At 69.5% G+C, this 21,748-nt stretch carries 18 protein-coding genes; 4 read left to right on the plus strand and 14 right to left on the minus strand.

Features of this window, described 5'->3' with window-relative positions:
• Positions 1 to 27 precede the first annotated feature (27 nt).
• Positions 28 to 915 (minus strand): alpha/beta hydrolase, encoded by an 888-nt coding sequence (locus tag ACIBO2_RS27125; RefSeq protein WP_358550465.1) that lies wholly within the window; start codon positions 913 to 915, stop codon positions 28 to 30.
• Between the two features lie 377 nt (positions 916 to 1,292).
• Positions 1,293 to 1,919, minus strand: coding sequence for a TetR/AcrR family transcriptional regulator (locus ACIBO2_RS27130; protein WP_358550467.1), 627 nt, complete (start codon positions 1,917 to 1,919; stop codon positions 1,293 to 1,295).
• Positions 1,920 to 2,129: 210 nt separating this feature from the next.
• Here ACIBO2_RS27130 and ACIBO2_RS27135 point away from each other — a divergent pair, with 210 nt between their 5' ends.
• Together ACIBO2_RS27135 and ACIBO2_RS27140 are read left to right on the plus strand one after the other, a co-directional pair.
• Positions 2,130 to 2,984 (plus strand): SDR family NAD(P)-dependent oxidoreductase, encoded by an 855-nt coding sequence (locus tag ACIBO2_RS27135; protein WP_358550469.1) that lies wholly within the window; start codon positions 2,130 to 2,132, stop codon positions 2,982 to 2,984.
• A gap of 348 nt (positions 2,985 to 3,332) precedes the next feature.
• The gene (locus ACIBO2_RS27140) at positions 3,333 to 4,277 is read left to right on the plus strand and encodes an acyltransferase domain-containing protein (protein ID WP_397300293.1); all 945 of its coding nucleotides are present in this window, start codon (positions 3,333 to 3,335) and stop codon (positions 4,275 to 4,277) included.
• 354 nt (positions 4,278 to 4,631) lie between these two features.
• Here the strand turns inward: ACIBO2_RS27140 and ACIBO2_RS27145 are convergent, their stop codons facing one another.
• Genes ACIBO2_RS27145 through ACIBO2_RS27185 form a run of 9 tightly spaced genes read right to left on the minus strand, consistent with a single transcriptional unit; the run spans position 4,632 to position 13,920 of the window.
• A complete protein-coding gene (locus tag ACIBO2_RS27145) occupies positions 4,632 to 5,255 on the minus strand; it encodes a DUF47 domain-containing protein (protein ID WP_397300296.1) in 624 nt (207 codons plus the stop codon).
• Positions 5,252 to 6,193 (minus strand): inorganic phosphate transporter, encoded by a 942-nt coding sequence (locus ACIBO2_RS27150; RefSeq protein ID WP_358550475.1) that lies wholly within the window; start codon positions 6,191 to 6,193, stop codon positions 5,252 to 5,254. Before ACIBO2_RS27150 ends, ACIBO2_RS27145 begins: the two co-directional genes overlap by 4 nt.
• Positions 6,194 to 6,198: 5 nt before the next feature.
• Entirely contained in the window at positions 6,199 to 7,860 is a 1,662-nt protein-coding gene (locus tag ACIBO2_RS27155; protein WP_358550477.1) for a right-handed parallel beta-helix repeat-containing protein, read from the minus strand.
• Positions 7,861 to 7,903: 43 nt separating this feature from the next.
• Entirely contained in the window at positions 7,904 to 9,403 is a 1,500-nt protein-coding gene (locus tag ACIBO2_RS27160) for a metallophosphoesterase (protein WP_397300300.1), read from the minus strand.
• On the minus strand, positions 9,400 to 10,206 hold the full coding sequence (locus ACIBO2_RS27165) for a carbohydrate ABC transporter permease (protein ID WP_358550481.1): 807 nt from the start codon (positions 10,204 to 10,206) through the stop codon (positions 9,400 to 9,402). The genes ACIBO2_RS27160 and ACIBO2_RS27165 overlap by 4 nt, the downstream gene beginning before the upstream one ends.
• Positions 10,203 to 11,111, minus strand: a complete 909-nt coding sequence (locus tag ACIBO2_RS27170) for a carbohydrate ABC transporter permease (RefSeq protein WP_397300303.1) — start codon at positions 11,109 to 11,111, stop codon at positions 10,203 to 10,205. Before ACIBO2_RS27170 ends, ACIBO2_RS27165 begins: the two co-directional genes overlap by 4 nt.
• On the minus strand, positions 11,108 to 11,896 hold the full coding sequence (locus ACIBO2_RS27175; protein WP_358550485.1) for an inositol monophosphatase family protein: 789 nt from the start codon (positions 11,894 to 11,896) through the stop codon (positions 11,108 to 11,110). Before ACIBO2_RS27175 ends, ACIBO2_RS27170 begins: the two co-directional genes overlap by 4 nt.
• A complete protein-coding gene (locus ACIBO2_RS27180; RefSeq protein ID WP_358550487.1) occupies positions 11,893 to 12,558 on the minus strand; it encodes a glycerophosphodiester phosphodiesterase family protein in 666 nt (221 codons plus the stop codon). Before ACIBO2_RS27180 ends, ACIBO2_RS27175 begins: the two co-directional genes overlap by 4 nt.
• A 12-nt stretch (positions 12,559 to 12,570) precedes the next feature.
• Positions 12,571 to 13,920 carry an ABC transporter substrate-binding protein gene (locus ACIBO2_RS27185; RefSeq protein ID WP_397300307.1) on the minus strand — a complete coding sequence of 450 codons (1,350 nt, stop codon included), beginning with the start codon at positions 13,918 to 13,920 and terminating at the stop codon, positions 12,571 to 12,573.
• 290 nt (positions 13,921 to 14,210) lie between these two features.
• Between ACIBO2_RS27185 and ACIBO2_RS27190 the strand changes: the two genes are divergently transcribed.
• A complete protein-coding gene (locus ACIBO2_RS27190; RefSeq protein WP_358550491.1) occupies positions 14,211 to 15,008 on the plus strand; it encodes a DeoR/GlpR family DNA-binding transcription regulator in 798 nt (265 codons plus the stop codon).
• Positions 15,009 to 15,701: 693 nt separating this feature from the next.
• Here ACIBO2_RS27190 and ACIBO2_RS27195 read toward each other — a convergent pair.
• From ACIBO2_RS27195 to ACIBO2_RS27205, 3 genes are all read right to left on the minus strand, one after another.
• Complete coding sequence (locus ACIBO2_RS27195; protein WP_397300310.1) at positions 15,702 to 17,063, minus strand: phenylacetate--CoA ligase family protein; 1,362 nt, start codon at positions 17,061 to 17,063, stop codon at positions 15,702 to 15,704.
• A gap of 168 nt (positions 17,064 to 17,231) precedes the next feature.
• On the minus strand, positions 17,232 to 17,888 hold the full coding sequence (locus tag ACIBO2_RS27200; RefSeq protein WP_358550495.1) for a response regulator transcription factor: 657 nt from the start codon (positions 17,886 to 17,888) through the stop codon (positions 17,232 to 17,234).
• Positions 17,885 to 19,135 carry a sensor histidine kinase gene (locus tag ACIBO2_RS27205; protein ID WP_397300313.1) on the minus strand — a complete coding sequence of 417 codons (1,251 nt, stop codon included), beginning with the start codon at positions 19,133 to 19,135 and terminating at the stop codon, positions 17,885 to 17,887. The genes ACIBO2_RS27200 and ACIBO2_RS27205 overlap by 4 nt, the downstream gene beginning before the upstream one ends.
• Positions 19,136 to 19,304: 169 nt before the next feature.
• Here ACIBO2_RS27205 and lon point away from each other — a divergent pair, with 169 nt between their 5' ends.
• Positions 19,305 to 21,665, plus strand: a complete 2,361-nt coding sequence (gene lon / locus ACIBO2_RS27210; RefSeq protein WP_358550499.1) for an endopeptidase La — start codon at positions 19,305 to 19,307, stop codon at positions 21,663 to 21,665.
• Positions 21,666 to 21,748: the final 83 nt, after the last annotated feature.

Consider the following 21,748-nt stretch of genomic DNA (forward strand, 5'->3'; position numbering starts at 1 on the left):
GACACTCTGTCATTAAACCCGACCCTGTCATGCTGGCGCCGCAGCCGTCACATCGCCGGGGCGGCCGAGGGCGATCAGCGTGAGATTGCGCAACGACGGCGTTCCTGGTGCGAAGTAGTCACTGTGCCCGCCGGGACCCACCTCAAACACCCGCGCTCCGTACCCGGGACTCAGCGCGTCGGCCCCGAAACCAAGCGGCCCGAGCTTCACCTTCGGCACGAACCTGATCCAATCACTACCACCTACACCCGCCCACACCCTGGTGACAGACGGCGCCGGGCTGGACACTCCGTGGTCGGAGGGAGGACGATATGACGCGTCAGACAGATGGTGGTCGGGCAGGGCCCCATCGGACGGAGCCCCGTCGGACGGTTCCTGGTCGGACGGCGGGTGGTCTGATGGCGCCCGGCCAGCCGGTGCGTGGCCGGACGATGCGTCGATGCCGGGGCTTCCGAACAGTGCCACATCCGCGACGGGCAGGTCCGTCCCGGCCTTGGCGCACACCACCGAGCCGTAGCTGTGGCACAGTAACGCGATCGGCGCGGACGTCCGCGCGTGCAGTTCCACGACGGTACGGCGCAGCGCCTTCGCCCCCTCGACGGCCGCCGTGTCGGTGATGGCGCCCAGGCTCCACGTAGGCGGCGCGTCATAACCGAGCCAGGCGATCACGGCCAGCCGCTCGCCGTGGCCCACCTTGGCGGCCTCGGCCAGCAGCGCCCGCGCCGCGCCTCCCGGCCGCTTCGTACTCGCTTCGAAGGTGGCCACCGTGGTGTCGGCCCCCGGCACCACGATGGCGACCCGATCGGCGGTGGCCAGGTCGCCGTAGACCTTCACAAGCCGGCCACTGTGCTGGCCGGGCAGCGCCAGGACCGCGCCGAACGCGAGACTTCCGGCGAGCGTGAGCATTCTGAGCATGCTCGGAAAGCTACGAAACGGAGGCCGTCGACCGCGTCACCGCTGGGGTTGAACTCTCTTGTAGTACCTGGGGCTGACAAGGCTGTCGGCAAGCGCTTGGTGGGGGCGGCGGGCGATCTGGGCCGTGCCCTCCCGGTGTACGAGCGGAAACAACGGTGCTGCTTGGTATGAAGGCCTCGCCGCGGCCGGGCTGGTTCAGCGCCACCTCCGAGGTCGCCTGCCCTACCTGCAAGGGCGCCGGTGTCATCCACACCGTCCGACGGTTGGGGAGGGCCGGTGCGGCATGGCTTGTCCTCGCGATAGGTCACCAGGCGGGAGCCACCAGGACAGGATGGCGGGCTGACCGGGTGCTGAGACGGGGCAGTTCCTGGCGGAGGTCACCCTTCCTTGATCGCTGCCTCTACCAGGGCGCGTGCGGCCCAGGTGATGGCCTCCTGCTCGGCCTGAGGGTCAAGGCCGCGGACGTCGCGTAGGGCGATCTGCGCCTCCCAGCCGACCACGATGGTCAGGGCCGAGATGAGGCGCTGGAACCGTTCCTCGCTGAGGGTGCTCCGGAGTGGTTCGCAGGCCTGTTCCAGCCATTCCACCCGGCGGCGAGTCCGGCGCGGGGTGGCTCGCTCCTGAGCGTCGTTCGGCGCCGGATCGACGGTTAGACGGATCAGCCGGCGGCCCAGGGGAAGGGATTGCGGTGAGTACTCCAGCAGTGTCCGGATGAGGGCGTCTACGCGGGCAACAGGATCGTTGGCGAGCGCGGGGTCGGCCAGTGCCGCTTCGACCGGCGGCTCGTTGAGCGCGCCCGCCGTCGCGTCGATCAGCAGGTGGTCGAGGGTCGGGAAGTGCATGTAGATCGTGCGGCGTGACACGTCGGCGGCGGCCGCGATCTCGTCGATGGACGGCGTTACTCCGATGGCGCTCAGGCGGACCGCCGCGTCGACGATCGCCTTGCGAGTGCGGCGGCGCTGCGCTTCGCGTCCGCCGCGGCGGACTGGTTCGTCACTCGTCATCGTGCCCCCTGGCATTCCTCGGGTCGGTCCGCAGCCGACTTGACGGCCGTTCGTGGCATGAGTATATCTTGATGCAATCATTGCACGAGAGTGCAATGACTGCACATCTACATACTCTATGGCCTAGATCACAGAGCCGCACCTGTCACAGGGATCAGGTCGTCGGCGTCTCGTGTCCGGCAGTCGGCAACGAAAGAATGGAAGATCATCATGAGCAAGGTCTGGTTCGTCACTGGTTCGTCCCGCGGCCTGGGCCGCAGCTTTGTCGAGGCAGCACTGTCTCGTGGCGACAAGGTGGCCGCGGCCGCCCGGAAGGCCGAGAGCCTTGACGACCTGGTCGCCGCCTACGGCGACGCGGTGCTCCCGCTCGCGATGGACGTGACCGACAAGGCGGCCGTCTTCGAGAGCGTGGCGCGGGCCGCCGAGCACTTCGGCCGCCTGGACGTCATCGTGAACAACGCCGGCTACGCCCAGGTCGGCGCGGTCGAAGAGCTGACCGAGCAGCAACTGCGCGACCAGCTGGAGACCAACCTGTTCGGCGCGGTGTGGGTGGTCCAGGCCGCGCTGCCCTACCTGCGCGAGCAGCGCTCGGGACGCATCATCCAGCTGTCCTCGGCCGCCGGCCTGATCGCCATGCCGCTCGGCGGCGCCTACCACGCCTCCAAGTGGGCCTTGGAGGGCTTGAACGAGGCCCTCGCCGGTGAGGTCGCCGACTTCGGTGTCAAGGTGACCATCATCGAGCCCGGCGGATTCGCCACCCGCTCCGGCAAGAACCCCGACCCGCTCAACAACGGCCACATGGCCGAGCCCGACCCGGCCTACGCCGGCCTCCGCCGGCGCCTCGGCGCGATGGCCGGCAAGCTGCCCGCCGGCGACCCGGCCGCGGCGGCCCAGGCGCTGCTCAAGCTGGTGGACTCCGACAACCCACCGCTGCGGGTTCTCTTCGGCCAGGGCTTCCACCCGATGATCCAGCAGGCCTACGCCGACCGGCTCAAGATGTGGGCCGACTGGCAGGACCTTTCGTTGGAGGCGCACGGCAAGGCCGACCAGCCGGCCGCGGTTTGAGCCTTTCCAAATCTGAGCCGCGTCGTTCTTCTCGGCTCGATGTGCCCCCGGCTGGAGTCTGGTACTCGATAGGGCACCTCCCGGTTCGTGGTCGTGAGTGCGTGAGCTGTACGGCCGGCGCCGGCCGTACAGCTGCCGGGCCAGAGGTTGCTCGGCTCGAACGGTGGCGTCGGACAGCTGCCCTCGCCTGAGGGTCCGTTCGTCGCCCCGTCAACCGGCTGAAGGCAGTTGGTGACCCTGCTCGCAGACCTCTCGCACCGAGGAAAGCAGGAGATCGACAAAACGGGCAAAAAGGTAGATCCCTTGACCTTCCTCCGTCGCGTTGCCGTTGATCGTAGGATCGTCCATGTGGATCTGGACGACGTCGCCGCCCGGCTCGGGGTACCCGCCGAGGACGTCGACCGCGTACACCAGCTCGCCGGCGACCGGCCGTCGGCTCCGCTGCCCGCCAAGGCCGACGCGCCCGCGATCCTCGACCGGCTCGCGGTGCGGCCGGACGACGCCGTCGAGATCATGGCGGGCTGGCCCGACCCCGGCTCTCCCCTGTGGACTCCGGAGCTGCGCTGGCTGCTCGACCGCTCGATCGCCCTGGTCCGCGCCGATCTCGGGGGACACGGCTGGCTGCCGCCCGGTCCGGAGCTGCCGCGCGAACGGGGCCCCGCCTGGCGGCACCTCTACGTGTACGCGTACCTGGCCCTGGTCGACGTCGCCATGGGCTACCACCGCGACCACGGCATCCCCGATGCCGTGTCGTGGGTGACCCTCGCGGACCTGGGCCGCAATCTCGCGATCGACCGGCGGATGCACCGCGAGGGCTGGCCGGTCATGCAGAGCTGGCTGACATTGCACGCGCGCGGCGGCATCTACGAGCTGGGCCGACTGCAGCACCATCGCGGCGGCACCACCATCAGCCTGCACATTCCCGAGTCGGGGCCGATGACCCCGGAGGCGGTCACGGCGTCGCTCGACGAGGCCCGCGCGTTCTTCCCACGCCACTTTCCCGGCGAGCGCTACACGGAGTTCTCCTGCGGCTCGTGGCTGCTGGACCCGCAGTTACTGGAGTACATGCCCGGGGACTCCAACATCGTCCGGTTCCAGCGGAGGTTCGAGCTGGAGCCCTACGAGGAGCCGGAGGGGCAGGACGCCGACGTCGAGGTGCTGCGGTTCGTGTTCCGCACCCTGACCACGCCGCTCGACCAGCTGCCGCGCCGCACTGTGCTCCAGCGCGCGATCGTCGACCACCTGAAGGCCGGCCGCCACTGGCGCATCCGCCGCGGCCGCTTCCCGATGTAGCCGGGCCGAGATATCCACAGATTTGCGTCACTCCTGCTCGCACTCGACTCGCCACCGTCCTGACCACAGCCTTCGCCCACCTCGGCCTGACGCCACCACAACCGAGGCCATCGCCGCGATCAACCGCACCACCGCAGGCAATTTCCGGCTGGTCACCCGGCTTCTGGAACAAGCCGAACGGGTGCTGAAACTCAACGATGGTGTCGACCGGATCGCCGCCGAGGTCACACAGCACCCCATAAAAGAGAGCGCTGCACACACGACTCGAAGTCGCATCGAATATCGCAAAAGTGCTTGGGGGCGATCAACGAGTACTGCCGAGCCGCGTGACGGAACCGGAGATCACCCAGGTTGTCACTGGTAGCGCTTGATCACGCCGTCGGCCAGGGTGTCCACGGCCGCGGCAAGGCTGGTTCCCGCGGCGTCCAGGCGGGTCAGCAGAAGCGTCACCTTGATGGTGTCGCGGGTGAGCGGGGCCGACAGGACCTCGGCCAGCGAGAGCTGGTAGGCGACCCGTACGCCGGGCTTCTTGGCTCCCCTGGCGGCCTCGGCAGCGGCGCGGGGGCGGGCGGGCAGCAGCCGGGCCGCCTCCGTGAGCTGCTCGATGCCGGCCGACAGGGCCTGGAGCGGGTTCGCGTACGACGGGTCGGGCGGCGCGGCGAACAGGTGCAGCTCCCTGACGAAGTCCCGCACCGCGTCGAGGACGTCGTCGATAGCGCGGGAGAAGCGGAAGAGGTCCTCACGGTCGATGGGCGAGGTGAGGCTGCGGCGCATCTGGCCGACCAGCGCCGCGCGGGCCTCGTCCCCCTCGTGCTCCACCTCGACCATCCGCGCGCGGGCCGTCGCCGGGTCGATCTCGCCAGTGGCCGACGCCGTGGCCAGCCACACGCCCGCCGCGGCCGCGTCGAGCTGCGTAATGATCTGCTCGATGAGGACGCGGTCGGTACGCCCGGACAGATCGCGGAACAGCGACCTCACGGCGCCACCGCGACGGCTACCGCGCCGCCCACCGCGCCACAGGCCAGGGCCATGGGCAGCGTGAGCAACCAGGCCGTTCCCAGGTGTAGTACCGCTCGCCATCTCACTCTCCTTGTTCCGCGGGCCAGACCGGTGCCGATCATGGCGCCGGACAGGGACTGGGTCATGCTCACGGGGGCGCCGATCAGGGCGGTGCCGAGCACCACGGCCGCACCGGATGTCTCGGTTACCACGATCGCGCTGGTGTCGGCCGCGGCGAGCCCGCCGCCGATGCTGGCCGCGAGCCTGCGCAGGCCCAGCACCGCCCCGGCCAGGAAGCAGCCGACCAGCAGAGCCTGCGCTGTGATCGATGTGGCGGCCCGGTCAGCGGGCACCGCGTGGACTGCGGCGTAGACGGCCAGGAGCTTCTGGCCGTCGTTCGCGCCGTACGCCACGCACGTGGCCGCGAAGGCCGTCACGTGCATGCGGCGCAGCCGTTCCCCTGCGCCCTTGCCCGCCGGCACCACCCCGACCAGCCACGTGACCGCGCGGGCGGTGAGCGCCCCCGCGAACGGCGCGACCGCGGCGGTGGCCAGGACCGTTGCCACCAAGGACCAGTCGACCGAGGCCCCCGCCCCCAGGCCCGCCCCCGAGACGCCGCCGATGAGGGCGAGCGTCAGGCTGGTGGGCAGGCGGCAGGTGGCCAGGACCACGGTGACCAGGACCGCCGCCGCTATTGCGGCCAGCAGCGGCGCCCGGCCGCCCTCGAACGACACCAGCCGCGTGCTGAGCGTGGCGGCCACCGCCGTGCCGACGGCCAGCGGCGCAGCCACGACCGCCAGCGCCAGCAGGAGCAGGGCGGTAAGCGGCCGCAGGCCGCGCGCCCGCAGTCCGAGACCGATCACCGCCCCCGCGTCGTTGTAGCCGGTGAACAGGGCGAACAGCGCCGTGACGATCAACGCCGTCAGGAGGGCCCTCCCGGGCTGGTCTGGGAACCGGCGCCGCTGTCGCTGACCGGGCCGGTCGCCCCCGAGTCGCGCAGGTCGTTGCCGGTGTACCAGGTGCCGGTGCAGGCGGCGGTGATGGACAGCCCGTAGGCGGCCTCGTTCCCGCTGCCTCGGCGTCGTACGGTGTTGCCGACCAGGCTCGTACGGTTGGCGTTGTTGCTGACCCGCAGGCCCGCTTCGGTGCCGGCTGTGGTGCCCGAGCCGAGGACGGTGTTGTCCCGGACGGCCACGTCGGAGATCTTATCGGTGATGCCGATGCCGTACGCGCCGGAGTCCTTGATGATGTTGCCGGTGATCAGGCTGCCGTTGCTCCCGAGGTGGGCGACGATACCCTCCTTCCCGGGCTGCTCGATGGTGTTGCCCGAGACGACCGTGCGCGGTGAGTTGTTGATCCGGATGCCCACGCCGCCGGTGCGGGCTGTGTGGTTGCCGGAGACGACGGCGTGATCGGTACGGAAGACGGCGATGCCCTCCATGGTGACGTCCTGCACGATGTTGGCGTCGATGACCAGGCGGCTGGTGCGTGACTCGTTGAGCCTGCCCACGCAAATGGCGGCATCCGTAGGGCGGCCGGCGGCCTCCTTGACGCCCTTCAGTCCGCGCAGGATGTTGCCGCGGACGATGATGTTGGCGCTGGGCTGCACCCCGGCGGGGCCGATCTGGATGCCGCCACCGCCGTTGACGATCTGGTTGCCTTCGACCAGCGCGTCCCCCCAGTCGTAGAGGCGGATGGCCCACTCGGTGCAACCCTCGGCGTAGTTGCCGAGCACGCGCAGCCCGGTGTGCTGGTGTCCGTTCGGGCCGCCGTGGGAGCCGGCCAGCCGGGGGAAGGATGGAAGCGTCTCTGAGGGGCCGCAGTAACATCCGCTGACCTCGATGTCCTGGCACCCGTAGAAGTCGGGTGCGCCGAACAGCCCGAAGTGGCTGGGGCCTCCGGCGTAGTCCATCTGGATGGCCTCGGAGTAGCCGCGGTTGCCGTCCGGGTCGGAGAATCCGAGGAAACGGCAGTTGACGACTCTGGCGGACTTCACGCCACAAAGTTCGATCGCATGGTGGCGCTGTACATCGCGGATGGTCACGTCGTACACCCGGATGTTTTGTCCGTGGCTGAATCCGAAGCCGGCGGCGCTGGCGCTCACCGCGCCCGCGTTGACGTCCCACACGCCGCCATGGATGACGATGTCGGATTCACCGTCCCATTTGGTGGCGCTGAAGTCACCCAGTACGCCGTTGCCGAGCAGGGCCGGGCCGGCCGTGCGCTTGACCACCGTGGCCGAGGTCGCGAGGACGGTCGTCTTGGAGAAGACGCTGAGCATGTTCGAGACCAGGTACGTGCCGGGTGGCAGGTAGACGGTCGTGCCCTTGCCGGCATTGAGCGCGGCCTGGATGGCGGCAGTGTCGTCGGTCGCGCCGTCGCCCTTGGCGCCGTGGTCGCGGACGTTCACCACCATGAAGTCGGAGGTGCCGGTGTGGGCCGCCGACGGGTTCGGAGCCTGCGAGGGGGTCTCCTGCGGTGTGGGAGAGGCGGCGGCGGCAGCCGCCGTCGCCATCGCGGCGGCGGAGGCGGTGCCGCCGACGATGGCAGCGCGGAGCAGGTGACGCCGGTCTAAGGGCGGCATGTCGTTCTCCTAAAGGAAGGGGGGTGGCCGGGTTCTCGGCAGGTCAGCGCGGTGGGAGGTACAGGTGGACGTTGCGGTCTGCCGGGGAGCCTTCGGCGCCGCGCCGCCCGGCGCGTACGCCGTCGTTGTAGGCCAGCTCCCGATGCAGGGTGGCGAGCTGGGCAGGGTCCGCCAGGTCGCCGGAGACGGTGGCCGGGGCCGCGTGGTCGATCATGGTGGTGGTCAGCCGGCTCTCGCCGGTCGGCTCGATCGCGATCTCGATGAGGCGGGCCTGGCTAGGCCAGTCGGTGATCGACGCGGTGGTCACCTCGTACAGTCCGCCGCCGCCGGCCCGGTAGTGGGCGGTGATCCGGTTGGCATGGTGGTGTCCGTTGAGCCAGAGCACGACGTTCGGGCAACGCAGGGCCGTGCTCAGGACCTCGGCCGCGTAGGCACGGTCGGCCTGCCGGTCGGGGCAGACTCCGTAGCGGTTGTTCATCGAGGCGGTCGCGTGGTGCGAGGCCAGCACCACCAGCGGGGCGTCCGGCCCGTGTGTCCTGGCGAGCTGGTCTTCCAGCCAGGCGAGCTGCCGCTGGTCCATGCTGCCGTCCCAGTGGCCGGGTGCGTGGTTGGTGTCCAGCGTGATCACCCGCAGGCCCGGTACTGGGTCGTAGGTGTAGTAGCCGGTCCCGTCGCGCAGGTTCTCCTCGGTGAACCCATGGCCGAGATGCCGCCTGATCAGCTCCATACGGCCCGCGAAGGCCCGCTCCGGCACGGCCGGGACTGGTCGCGAGCGTCCGGAGAACAGGGTGGCCGGGTCGGACAGCAGTGTGTCGAGCCCGCAGGGGATGTTGTCGGGCAGTTCGATGGGCTTGCGGTCGCTCGTCACGAGGTCGCCCAGGTGGGCGTGGCCCTGGCTGGCGCCGCCGACCAGCAGGTCGTGGTTGCCCAGGCAACCGAGCCATGGGTGGCCGAGTGGAGCGGCGGTGAACGGGGATGAGGCCAGGTCGAGCAGTCCCGGGTGGGTGGGGAAGCCCCATCGCCGTTTGTACTGATCGTCACCGGGGTCGGGCCGCCAGTACCAGTGGTCGTCCCAGTCGAGGCGTTGCGGGCCGTGGTAGGCGGGCGCCAGCCGTACCTCGCCGCCGTCGAGCAGCGCCAGGTAGGCGTTCAGTTCGTTCGTCTGGCCGTTGTCGATGTTGTCCCCGGTCACCACGCAGACGTCGATGGGCAGCCCGGCCAGCGTCGAGACCATCGACCTGACCGCGTACGGGGTGAGCGACTCCTGCGGGCGGAACACCCAGTCCACCGCGCCGCCCCAGGCGGGCCGGCCGGCTCCCGACCGCATCGCGAAGTCAAGGCGGGCCGGAGAACCGGGGTCGACCACGTGCAGGTCGGTGAGGTGGGCGAGCGTGGCCACGACCCGGCCGCCGACCCGGCCGGGGGCGAGCGGCGGCGTGAAGTCCGAGCGAAGGCGGTGCGGCTCGTCGGGGCCGCGCTTCAGGCGCCGGTACACCTCGTCGGTGCCCGCGCCGAGCGGCTCGCCCGGCAGCAGAGTGCTCATTTCACCGCTCCCGTGGTCAATCCGCGGACGATGTGCCGTTGGAAGGCGTAGATCATGATCAGCATGGGGATGACAGCCATGACCACCCCGGCCAGGATGAGGTTCGGCGCCCGCTCTTCGACCGAGTTGAGCTGGTCGAGCCCGATCTGCAGGGTCTGCATGGAGGGGGTGTTGGTGACCAGCAGCGGCCAGAAGTAGTGGTTGTAGGTGCCGATGAAGGAGTAGACCGCCAGTGTGCCGAGCGCGGGCCGCGACAGCGGCACGAGGATGGACCACAGGAAGCGCAGGTGCCCGCAGCCTTCGACCTTGGCCGCCTCGTACACCTCCCGGGGGAAGGTCATGAAGAACTGCCGCATCATGAACGTGCCGAACCCGCTGGCCAGGAACGGCAGGATGAGCGCGGGGAAGGTGTTCACCAGCCCCCAGTCCGCCATGGTCAGGTAGTTCGGGATGATCGATGCCTCGGCGGGGATCATCATCGTGGACAGGAACATCGCGAACGCGAACCGCCTGAACGGGAAGTCCAGGAACGTGAACGCGTACCCGGCCAGCACGGATGTGACGAGGACGCCCGCCACCACGCAGAGCGAGACGACGATGCTGTTCAGGTATTGCCGGGCCAGGGGCACCGCGTGCAGTACGCCGGCGAAGTTGTCCCAGTTCAGCCCGCTCGGGAACACCGCGGGCGGGAACCTGGTGAGGTCCTCCTGAGTCATCAGCGAGCCCGCGATCGCGTAGTAGAGCGGGAAGATGACGATCGCCAGCAGCACGGTCAGCCCGGCGAGGGCGGCTGCCTTCCTCATCCGTAGAACACCTTCCGTTGCAGAAACCGGAACTGGATGATCGTGATCACCATGACGAGGACGAGCAGCACCACGGCCTGGACGGACGCGAGTCCGTAGTCGCTGCTGCCGAAGGCGAACGCCGACTGGTAGAGCCCGTAGACCAGGGTGGTGGTCGCGCCGTCGGGGCCGCCGCCGGTGAGGATGTTGATCTCACCGAAGGTCTGCAGCGAGCTGATCGTGGAGACCACCAGCAGGAAGAACATCGTCGGGCTGAGCAGCGGCAGCACGATGCGCCACAGCAGTGTCCAGCGCCCCGCCCCGTCGGTGCGCGCCGCCTCGAACAGCGATTCCGGGATGGCCTGCAGCCCGGCGGAGAAGACGAGCATGGCGTAGCCGAGGTCACGCCAGACCGATACCAGGGCCAGGCTCGGCAGCGCTGTCGCAGGATCGGTCAGCCACTCGACCACTGGCAGGCCGGCCAGGTCGAGCAGCCCGTTGAACAGGCCGACGCTGGGGCTGTAGAAGATGTCGAAGACCACTGCCGCCGAGGCGGCGGAGAAGGCGAACGGCGTGGCCATCAGTGTGCGGAAGAAGCCGATACCCGGCACCCTGGCCTGCAACACGAGTGCCAGGAACAGCCCGATCAGCAGCGTGGGCAGCACGGTCAGCAGGACGAACATGAGCGTGATGAGCAGCACCCGCCGCAGCGCGGGGTCGGAGAAGAACTCCCCGTACCTGTCCAAGCCGACGAATCCGGTGACGTTGCCGAAGATGTCGCTGGCTGCCACGCTCAGCCAGATGGTCCTGACCAGCGGGTAGAAGCCGAACAGCACGAACACCGCGGTGGCGGGTGCCAGGAAGCACAACGCCACGACGACATCCTTGCGCCGGTGCCGCCCGGGGGACAGGGAGGCCGAACTCATGGCGTTCCCACCCACGCACGCCACAGCTCCTCGGCCGAGCTCGCAGGGGCGGCCAGCACGCCCTGCAGCGGCACGTCGTCGTGCGGGCCCTCGCGGTCGTAGATCAGCGCGCCGGACTCCCTGGCGATCAGTACGCCGGCCGCCACGTCCCACGCGTTGTAGTGGCCGGGCAGCACCACGCCCGCCGCCCGGCCGGCGCCGACGGTGGCCAGCGCGAGTGCGCACGACCCCATGATCCGGGTGGATCCGCAGGTCGCGGAGATGCGTGAGAGGTAGTCGTACATGCCGGGCCAGGCGTCCTGCCGGGACCACTCAGTGAGCAGCACGCCGCCGGTGACGGCCGCGTCCTGGGCGCAGCGCACCGGCTCGCCATTGAGCCGGGCGCCGCCGCCGCGGACGGCGCTGAAGACCTCGCCGCGGTACACGTCGGCGACCACGCCCACCGCCGCGCCGCGTTCGTCGCAGGCGGCCAGACTGAAGGCCACCCAGGGCACTCCGTGCACGAAGTTGGTGGTGCCGTCGATCGGGTCGAGGTACCAGGTCACCGCCGCGTCTTCGGGGTCGGCGCCGTACTCCTCGCCGACCACGCGATGGTCGGGCAGCAGGCGCCGGAGTTCGCCGCGGACGTGCTGTTCGACCTCCCGGTCGAACGAGGTCACCCAGTCACCGGCGTTGACCTTCGTCTCGGCGGTGGCGGGGTCGGGGCGTCCGTTCGCGATCACGTCGCCGGCCCAGGCGGCGAGTCGGATGGCCAGGTCGTGCCATTCGTTCAGCGGGGCGGTCATGCGATGCTCGGCAGGTCGTTGCTGATGAGGCCCTCGACGCCGAGCCGCTTCGCCCGCTCGGCGTCCGCGCGGGTGTCGACCGAGTACGTCCACACCTGGTATCCGCCTTGCAGCGCGGCCCGGCACACGGGCTCGGCGAAGTCCTTCCATGGCAGGTTGATCGTGCTCGGGCGCAGCCGGTCGAGTAGGTCAGGGGCGGGTGACTCCGTACCTGACCAGGACAGGATGAGCTCGGCGTCGGGCAACGCGTCCCTGACGGCGCCGAGCACGTCGGGGGCGCCGATGAAGCAGGAGCGGGCGAGCGCGTCGCAGCGGCGCAGGGTCTCGATGATGGCAGGGACCAGGGCGGGGTCCTTGCCGTCGACCACCAGTCGCAGGTCCACCTTCTCGGCGACCTCGTCCAGCGTGGCGATCCGGGCCTCGGGGTGCTCGCCGCAGCGCAGCTCGCGTAGCTCCGCCACGGTCAGCTCACTCACGGGCGAGGGGCGTCCCCAGAAGCGGTCGAGCGTACGGTCGTGCAGCAACACCGGGTGCCCGTCGCGGCTGGCGCGTACGTCGAACTCCACCGCGTCGGCGCCCAGTTCGCGCGCCAGCCGCAGGGAGCCGACGGTGTTCTCCAGCAGCTGTAAGGGCGCGCCGCGGTGACCAATCAGGATCGGCAAGGGGGCTCCTCGTCACTTTCCGACGGACTTGTTGTAGGACTCGATCGCCGGCTTGATGGCCGCCTCTGCGTTGGCGATGGCGGCCTCCGGCGTGGCGCGGCCGAGGATGACGCTCTCCACGATGTCGTTCATCTTGTCCCTGGCCTGCGGCATCGCGCCCATGAGGCAGCCCTGGGCGGCGGGGGCGTCGGCGGCGGCGCGCAGTTCTTCGGCGGGCTTGGCGAAGTCGGGGTAGGTCGTCAGCACCTTCTTGTAGGTCTCGGTGTCCTGGGCCTTGGCGTTGACCGCGATGTAGCCGGTGCTGGTGGACCAGGTGGCCTGGGCCTCGGGGGAGGCGAGGTACTTCAGGAAGTCGAAGGCGGCGGCCTGTTGCTCCTTGGAGTGGTCGGCGAGGGTCCAGATCGAGCCGCCGCCGTTGAAGACGCCGCCCTTGCCCGGCTCGGCGTCGTCGGGTCGCACGTAGTTCGCCACTCCGACCTCGAACTTGGCGCCGCTGATGATGTCGCGGAGGTTCGCGGAGGTGAAGGGGAGCATCGCGGCCCGCCCGGCCTGGAACGCGGCGGAGGCGTCGGTGTTGTTGCGGCCGACGTTGAGCGCCACGCCGTCCTTCACTGAGGTGGACCAGAAGTCGACGATGCTCTTCAGGGTCGGGGTGTTCCAGTTGACGGCGGTGGCCGCGTCCGCCCGGCCGTTGCCCGGGCCGCAGTACTCGACTCCGGCGTTGGCCAGGAGCTGCTCGACGAGCCAGCCGTCGATGGAGGCGACGAAGCCGTACCGGCTGACGGAGGTGCCCGACTTGACCGTCAGCTTCTTGGCGGCCTTGGCCATCTCCCCGAGCGTGGTGGGCGGCTTGTTCGGGTCGAGCCCGGCCTCCTTGAAGGCGTCCTTGTTGTAGAACAGCAGTGGGGCGGAGGCGTTGAAGGGCAGCGACTGTAGCTTCCCGCCCACCGTGTAGTAGCGGGCGATGCCCGGCTCCAGATCCCCGGTGGAGAAGCCGCCGGCCTGCGCGAGGTCGGCGAACGGCACGATGGCCTTGGTGTCGACCATCAGCCGGGTGCCGATCTCGAAGACCTGTACCAGGTTGGGGGTCTGCCTGGACTGGATGGAGGCGCGTAGCTTGGTCAGCGCGTCGTTGTACTTGCCCTGGTAGATGGCCTGGACCCGGATCTTGCCGGAGTTCTTGCTGTTGTAGTCCGCCACCAGTTTGGCGACCGCTTCGCCGTTCTTGCCGGCCATCGAGTGCCAGAACGTGACGGTCTGGCCGCTGAACCCGTCACCTCCTCCGCCGCAGGCGGTCACCGAGGTGACCATGACGGCTGAGACGGCCATGGCGATACCACGCAGGGTCCTGCCCGGGGGCATGGGTTCCTCCTGAGGGGGGTGACGAGCGGCCACTTGGGACCACTCGCGAGGATGTTGCGTTGGTGCTACATCTAACAATTCAAACGTGAACTTCGCAATAGATGTGTCGCAACGATGCCCCGTTCATAACAATTGTCCCTCTTCAGTGGACTCGTGGCAGCGGATCGGCTGTGATGAACGCTCGACGGTGGTGAGATTTACGTGTTATGAAAACATCTATCCTGTGAGAAGCCTTGACGCCAGGGGTCATGCCTATGCTCGTTCCGTCAACAGATGATCACAGGAGAGCGATGTCCGATATCAAGAACGGGCTGGGAAGCAAGCGTGCTCAGCGCCAGGCCGACATCACCGAGTACGTGCTCCAGCACGGCTCGGCCACGGCCGCGGACCTCGCGGAGCGATTCGCCGTCAGCACCATGACCATCCACCGCGACCTGGACGAACTGGAACGCCAGCGCATCGTGCACAAACATCGCGGCGGTGTCAGCGTCCAGCCGTCGAGCATCTTCGAGTCCAACGTCGCCTACCGGATGCGTAGCGCCGTACGCGAGAAGCGCGCACTCGCGCGGCGGGCACGTAAGCTGATCGAGCCCGGCATGGCCATCATGATCGACGGTTCGACCACCACGCTGGAACTCGCCCGGCTGCTCGACGACATTCCGCTCACGGTCGTCACGAACTTCATGGGCGCCATCACTGTGCTGCGCGACCTGCCCAACATCCGCCTGATCGGGCTGGGCGGCGATTGGTACCGGCCCCACGAGTCCTTCCTCGGGGTGCCGTGCCTGGAGGCGATCGAGGCCCTGCGCGTGGACCTGCTGTTCGCCTCGATCTCCGCCGTGTCCGGCGGCTTCACCTACCATCAGGAGCAGGAGGTCGTCCTGGTCAAGCAGGCCATGATGCGCGCCGCCCAGCGCAGCGTCCTCATGGTCGACCACACCAAGCTCGACCGCGTGGCCCTGCACCGGGTCGCGCCCCTGCCGGCCTGGGACCTCGTGCTCACCAACGACGCCGCACCCGAGCGGACCCTCAAGGAGATGCGCGACCAGGGCATCTCCTTCGACGTGGTGCCCTCCGAGCACGACTGAGGACGGCCGTCACGGCCACCTGGTCGATCTGTACGCGGCCTACTCCGGCCTACCCGCACCGCCCGAAGCAGCGGCTCTCTCCTGGTGCCGGGCGATGGCGGGATGTGACCGATGCCGAGTCCCGCGCTGATGAGGTCGGCTTCGGCCGCGCGGCTGTCGAAGCGGTCACCGACGATGGACGCCGGCTCGATCTCGTGCAGATCGGGGCCGACCAGGGACTGCTCGTGGCGCCGCTCCTCTTCCGCGAGCCTGGCCGTGGCGTTGCGGCGGACGCGTACGTTGTAGCCGTACAGGGCGGCGACCGTCACCATGATCGTGACGAGGTAGAGCGAGTCGGGGTCGATGATCCACGCGGTCAGGAAGCTGATCGTCCAAACGGCGACGGTGATCCGGCGGTCGCAGCGCACGGCGACCGAATAGGTCACCAGCGGGTACATCACCGCCAGCCCGAGCATGTAGGGCGGATCACTCGTGCCGACCGCCCGGGTCACCCAGAGGACGACCGGCAGCATGATCATGGTCGCCCGCCAGCCCGCCAGCCCGCCAGGCCGCCAGGCCGCCAGCGGCCATCGGTCGCGCAGCGCCACGGGCACGGAGATGGCCGCGGCGGTGAAGTAGAGCAGCGGCTCGGACATCACCGGTGTGCCGGTGGGCATGATCGACCGGTCTGAGATCATCCTGCCGGGATGGTCGTCACGCTCGGGTGTAGCGGTGTTTGGTGCCGGGTGGGAAGTACTCGGGGTCGCCCAGCTCACGTAGCCGGATGAACGGCGCCTGCTGGGCCATTGGTACATAGGCCGCGAACTCGCTGTTGAGCCGGAGCAACTGTTCGAGGATCGACTCGCCCACCAGCCTCGCCGTCTCCTCCGACGGCTTCTCACCGGGCATGAGTTCCACCGTCACCGTCAGGTGCCGGTCGCGCCGGTCGTCCTCGACCGCCTCCATGACGAACTTTCCGGTCACCAGCGAGCTGACAGCCGGCTGCTGCAGCCCTACGGAGATGTTCTCCGGGTACACGTTCGCCCCGTAGTAGGACACGGTGAAGTGGCTGCGCCCGAACACGTAGACGAAGGGCCGGGACGGGCCGGTCGCCGAAGGCTCGAAGCCGTGGTGCCGGACGAAACGTGACATCCGCTCGAACGGCACGATCCCGCCCTCGTCGGCGATGTGATAGCGGACCAGGGGGATGCCATTGTCGCCCGAGAACACCAGCGTGCCCTCGTGCTCCTCGAAGAAGCGGACCTCCGGGTCGTACTGGACGAGCGTCGGCAGCCGCGACTCCCCGAACAGCTCCCTCGCGGCCCCGGGACGCCCGGCCAGGAACCGGCGGATCTCCACGGAAAGAGGCGTCTCGTTGCCCAGCACGCCCGCGTCGGCCGTGCCGTACAGGGAGGCGATGCCACGTACCGGGTCGGCGATGCCCGCCCTGTCCGCCACGAGCGTGCGCCACTCCTCGCTGAACACCTCCCCGGCCGTGACAAGCTTGACGTTCCACCTGGACCAGGGAAGTCCCGCGTCGATGACGTCCTTGAGGAAGGGCGGATAGCCGAGGAGCACGACCTGGTCGAAGTGCGGGGCCAGTTGCGGGAGTACGCGAAGGATCTCACGCTTGTCGCTGCCGGGGGCAACCACAGTGATCGGGTAGCCGCGCTCGGCCAGGTGGCGGCAGCAGGCCACGGTGAACAGCCCGCCCACCCAGGTGCCGAGCGCGAAGCAGACGACGGCCAGCGTTCTGCGCTCCCGAGCCTCGAAGGAGTCCCGGAACACCTCCTCGAACCGCGCGGCGATCACCCGCTCGTCGGACACGGAACGCGGCCAGAACGTCGGCGTGCCCGTCGAACCGGACGAGACCGCGATCATGTCGCCGATCACGCCGTCGCGGCAGAGCCGGGGGAGTGGGTGGCGGTTGAGGTAGCCGTCCTTGGTGAGCAGCGGCAACCGCGCGAAGTCGGCCATGCTCGACACCTGGTCCGGACTGACACCGTGCGCGGCGAGGAACTCCCCGTACGCGGGCACCGACGCGGACACCTGATGGAAAAGCGCAAGCGGGTCCATTTCTCAGACGGTAGATCCTGCCTTCCGTCCGCGCACGCGGTCATCCCGGCTGTCTCTGCCCCCTGTCCGCGCACGCGGTCACTCGCCCGCCCCGCCCTCCGTCCGCGCACGCGGTCACCTGCCTGCCCCCACCTGCCTGCCTGCCTCTGGTGGAGCCACCCGTACGCCTCAGTCTCCCGGGCGTACCAGTCCCGTCTCGTACGCGTACACGATCGCCTGTGCCCTGTCGCGCAGCCCCAGTTTCATCAGCATCCGCCCCACATGCGTCTTGACCGTCTGCTCCGCCACCACCAGCTTCTCCGCGATCTCCTGGTTGGACATCGCCTGCGCCACCAGCGCCAGCACCTCCGTCTCGCGCTCCGTCAGCTCCGCCAGCCGCCGGACCGTCGGCGCCCGGGGCGCGCCCAACCGGGCGAACTCGTGGATCAGCCGCTTGGTGACCGCCGGGGCGATGAGGGCGTCGCCCGCCGCGACGACCCGCACGGCCTCGGCCAGCTGGACTGCCGAGGCGTCCTTGAGCAGGAACCCGCTCGCCCCCGCCCGCAGCGCCTCATAGACATAGTCGTCGAGGTCGAAGGTGGTCAGGATGAGGACCTTCGGGCCGTCGCCAGACGACAGGAGGCGCCTGGTCGCCGTCAGTCCGTCCATGACCGGCATGCGTACGTCCATGAGCACCACATCAGGCCGCAGCTCGGCCGCCCGCCGCACCGCCTCTTCGCCGTTGGCCGCCTCGCCCACCACCTCGATGTCGGACTGCGCGCTCAGGAACACCGTGAACCCGGTGCGCACCATGCCCTGATCGTCCGCGATCAGCACCCGGATCACGCCGTCTCCTCCGCCCCGGCGATCGGTAACGTCGCGGACACCTGGAAACCGCCCCCTTCGATGGGTCTCGCCTCTAACGTGCCGCCGAGCAGGGCCGCCCTTTCCCGCATGCCCACCAGCCCTTGACCGGTCCCTTCCGGGCCGCCCGGCGTGGCGCCGGGACCGTTGGTGACGTGGAGCCGTAAGGCGTCGTCGCGTGCGACGACGACCGTGACCGTGGTGCCGGGCGCATGGCGCATCGCGTTGCTCAGTGACTCCTGCACGATCCGGTACGCGGAAAGCCCGACGGCGGGCGGCAGCGCCCCGAGCAGCTGATCCGGCAGCTCGACCCCCACGGTGAGCCCGGCGGCGCGGGCGTTGGACACGAGATCGTCCAGCCGGTCGAGGCCGGGCTGCGGCGCGGTGTCGGTGCGGCCGTCCTGGTCGCGCAGCACGCCGAGCACCTGGCGCAGCTCGGCGATGGCCTCCAGGGACAGGCTGCGGATCTCGGCCAGGCCCGCCTCCAGCCGCGCGGGATCGCCGGCCGCCTTGAGCGGCACCGCCTCGGCCTGGATGGCGATCACCGACATGTGGTGGGCGACCACGTCGTGCAGCTCCCGCGCGATCCTGGCGCGCTCTTCGAGCACGGCCTGCGCGCCTTCGGCCAGCCGCGAGCGCCGCTCCTCCTCCGCGAGCCTGGCCGTGGCGTTGCGGCGGACGCGTACGTTGTAGCCGTACAGGGCGGCGACCGTCACCATGATCGTGACGAGGTAGAGCGAGTCGGGGTCGATGATCCACGCGGTCAGGAAGCTGATCACCCAAACGGCGACGGTGATCCGGCGGTCGCAGCGCACGGCGACCGAATAGGCCACCAGCGGGTACATCACCGCCAGCCCGAGCATGTAGGGCGGATCACTCGTGCCGACCGCCCGGGTCACCCAGAGGACGACCGGCAGCATGACCATGGTCGCCCGCCAGGCCGCCAGCGGCCATCGGTCGCGCAGCGCCACGGGCACGGAGATGGCCGCGGCGGTGAGGTAGAGCAGCGGCTCGGACATCCGCCGGGTGCCCGTGACGTTCCAGTCCATCAGCTGGGACAGCGTGGTGCCGTAAAGGATCAGCGCCAGCACGATGCCGGCGGCCTGAGCCAGATCGACGACGCCGACGAGGGGCAGCCGGAGGCGCAGTCGCTGCGACCGGGGCGGCGGCGGGTCCGCGTCGCCCTGAAACAGCGCCAGCGCGAAGGGACGCACGACTGCCGAGAACACGCGACCACCCTACGGGGGCGTGGACGGGCGGACATCAACCCTGGGTCGTCATCCTCAGGTATGGGTCGCTTACATAATTACGATCGCCGTGAGCGAACATCGGCAACCCTGGGAACAATGCCGGGCTCTAATGACTTGAGTCCATATAACTCAACCCTTTGGAGTTCGTATGAGTGAGAGCTTGATCCTCCCGGTCCTGCCGCTGGACGACGAGGTCGTCCTGCCGGGCATGGTGGTTCCGCTGGACCTGTCCGACTCCGAGGTGCGGGCTGCCATTGACGCGGCTCAGGCATCCGGTGGTAACAAGCCGCGGGTCCTTCTCGTTCCCCGGATCGACGGCCGTTACGGCGCTGTCGGCGTGCAGGCCGTTGTCGAGCAGGTCGGGAGGCTGCCCGGCGGCGAGCCCGCCGCCGTGGTGCGCGGCGTCGACCGCGTGCGCGTCGGCACTGGCACGACCGGCCCCGGCGCCGCCCTTTGGGTGGAGGCCATCACGATCGACACCGTCGCCGCCGGTGAGCGCGCCCAGGAGCTGGCCAAGGAGTACAAGGCCCTGGCCACCACGATCCTGCAGAAGCGCGGCGCCTGGCAGGTGGTCGACCAGGTCAACCAGATCGACGACCCGTCGGTGCTGGCCGACAGCTCCGGCTACACGCCTTGGCTGACGACGGCCCAGAAGGTCGAGCTGCTGGAGGCCGCCGACCCGGCCGAGCGGCTGGCCAGGCTGGTCGAGTGGTCGCGCGAGCATCTGGCCGAGCTCGACGTCGCCGAGACGATCCGCAAGGACGTCCAGGAGGGCATGGACAAGCAGCAGCGTGAGTTCCTGCTGCGTCAGCAGCTCGCCGCGGTCCGCAAGGAGCTCAAGGAGCTCAACGGCGACTCCACCGAGACCGAGGAAGAGGACTACCGGGCCCGCGTCGAGGCCGCCGACCTGCCGGAGAAGGTGCGCGAGGCCGCGCTCAAGGAGGTCGACAAGCTGGAGCGTACGTCCGACCAGTCTCCTGAGACCGGCTGGATCCGTACGTGGCTCGACACCGTCCTCGACCTGCCCTGGAACGAGCGGACCGAGGACAACTACGACATCACCGGCGCCCGTGCGGTGCTGGACGCCGACCACACCGGCCTCGCCGACGTGAAGGACCGCGTCATCGAGCACCTGGCCGTGCGCAAGCGCCGCCAGGACAAGGGCTTCGGCGTGGTGGGCGGCCGTCGCAGCGGCGCCGTACTCGCGCTCGCCGGGCCTCCCGGAGTGGGCAAGACCTCGCTGGGCGAGTCCGTCGCGCGGGCGATGGGCCGTAAGTTCGTCCGCGTCGCGCTCGGCGGCGTCCGTGACGAGGCGGAGATCCGCGGTCACCGGCGCACTTACGTCGGCGCGCTGCCCGGCCGCATCGTCCGCGCCATCCGCGAGGCCGGGTCGATGAACCCGGTCGTGCTGCTCGACGAGGTCGACAAGGTCGGCGCCGACTACCGCGGCGACCCGACGGCGGCCCTGCTCGAAGTGCTCGACCCGGCGCAGAACCACACGTTCCGCGACCACTACCTCGAGGTCGAGCTTGACCTGTCCGACGTGCTGTTCCTGGCGACGGCCAACGTCCTGGAGGCCATCCCCGGGCCGCTGCTCGACCGCATGGAGGTCGTCACGCTCGACGGCTACACCGAGGACGAGAAGGTGGCGATCGCCCGTGACCACCTGCTGCCCCGGCAGCTCGACCTCGCCGGTCTGACCGCCGAAGAGGTGGGCGTCGAGGACGCGGCGCTGCGCAGGCTGGCCGCCGAATACACCCGGGAGGCCGGCGTACGGTCCCTGGAGCGCTCGGTCGCCCGCATCCTGCGCAAGGTCGCGGCCAACAACGAGCTGCCCGTCACGGTCGGCGAGGACGATCTGGTCGGCTACATCGGCCGCCCCAGGTTCGTGCCGGAGTCGTCGCTGCCGGAGGCCACCCAGCGCACCTCGGTGCCCGGCGTGGCGACCGGCCTGGCGGTCACCGGCGCAGGTGGCGACGTCCTCTACGTCGAGGCGTCGCTGGCCGAGCCGGAGACCGGCGAGACGGGGCTCACGCTCACCGGCCAGCTCGGCGACGTGATGAAGGAGTCGGCCCGGATCGCGCTCTCCTACCTGCGCTCGCACGGCGCGGAGCTGGAGCTGCCGGTCACCGCGTTCAAGGACCGCTCGGTCCACGTCCACTTCCCCGCGGGCGCCGTGCCCAAGGACGGCCCCTCGGCGGGCGTGACGCTGACGACCGCGCTGGCCTCGCTCCTGTCCGGTCGTACGGTACGCAGTGACGTGGCCATGACCGGTGAGATCTCCCTCACCGGCCGGGTGCTGCCGATCGGCGGCGTCAAGCAGAAGCTGCTGGCGGCGCACCGGGCGGGCATCACCACGGTCCTCATCCCGGCCCGCAACGAGCCGGACCTGGACGACGTGCCCGAGGAGGTGCGTAACGAGCTGACGATCCACCCGGTCAGCGACGTGCGCGAGGTCCTCGACATCGCCCTGACCCCGGCTCAGGTCGCCTCGACGGTCGCGGCCTGACCTGTCACCCATCTGCCCCGTCGTACTTCGGTACGGCGGGGCTTTTGGCTATTTAGGCGAATTATCCGTTCGTTTGACTGAAT

It is taken from the genome of Nonomuraea sp. NPDC050022 (assembly GCF_044460705.1).
GTDB lineage: Bacteria > Actinomycetota > Actinomycetes > Streptosporangiales > Streptosporangiaceae > Nonomuraea.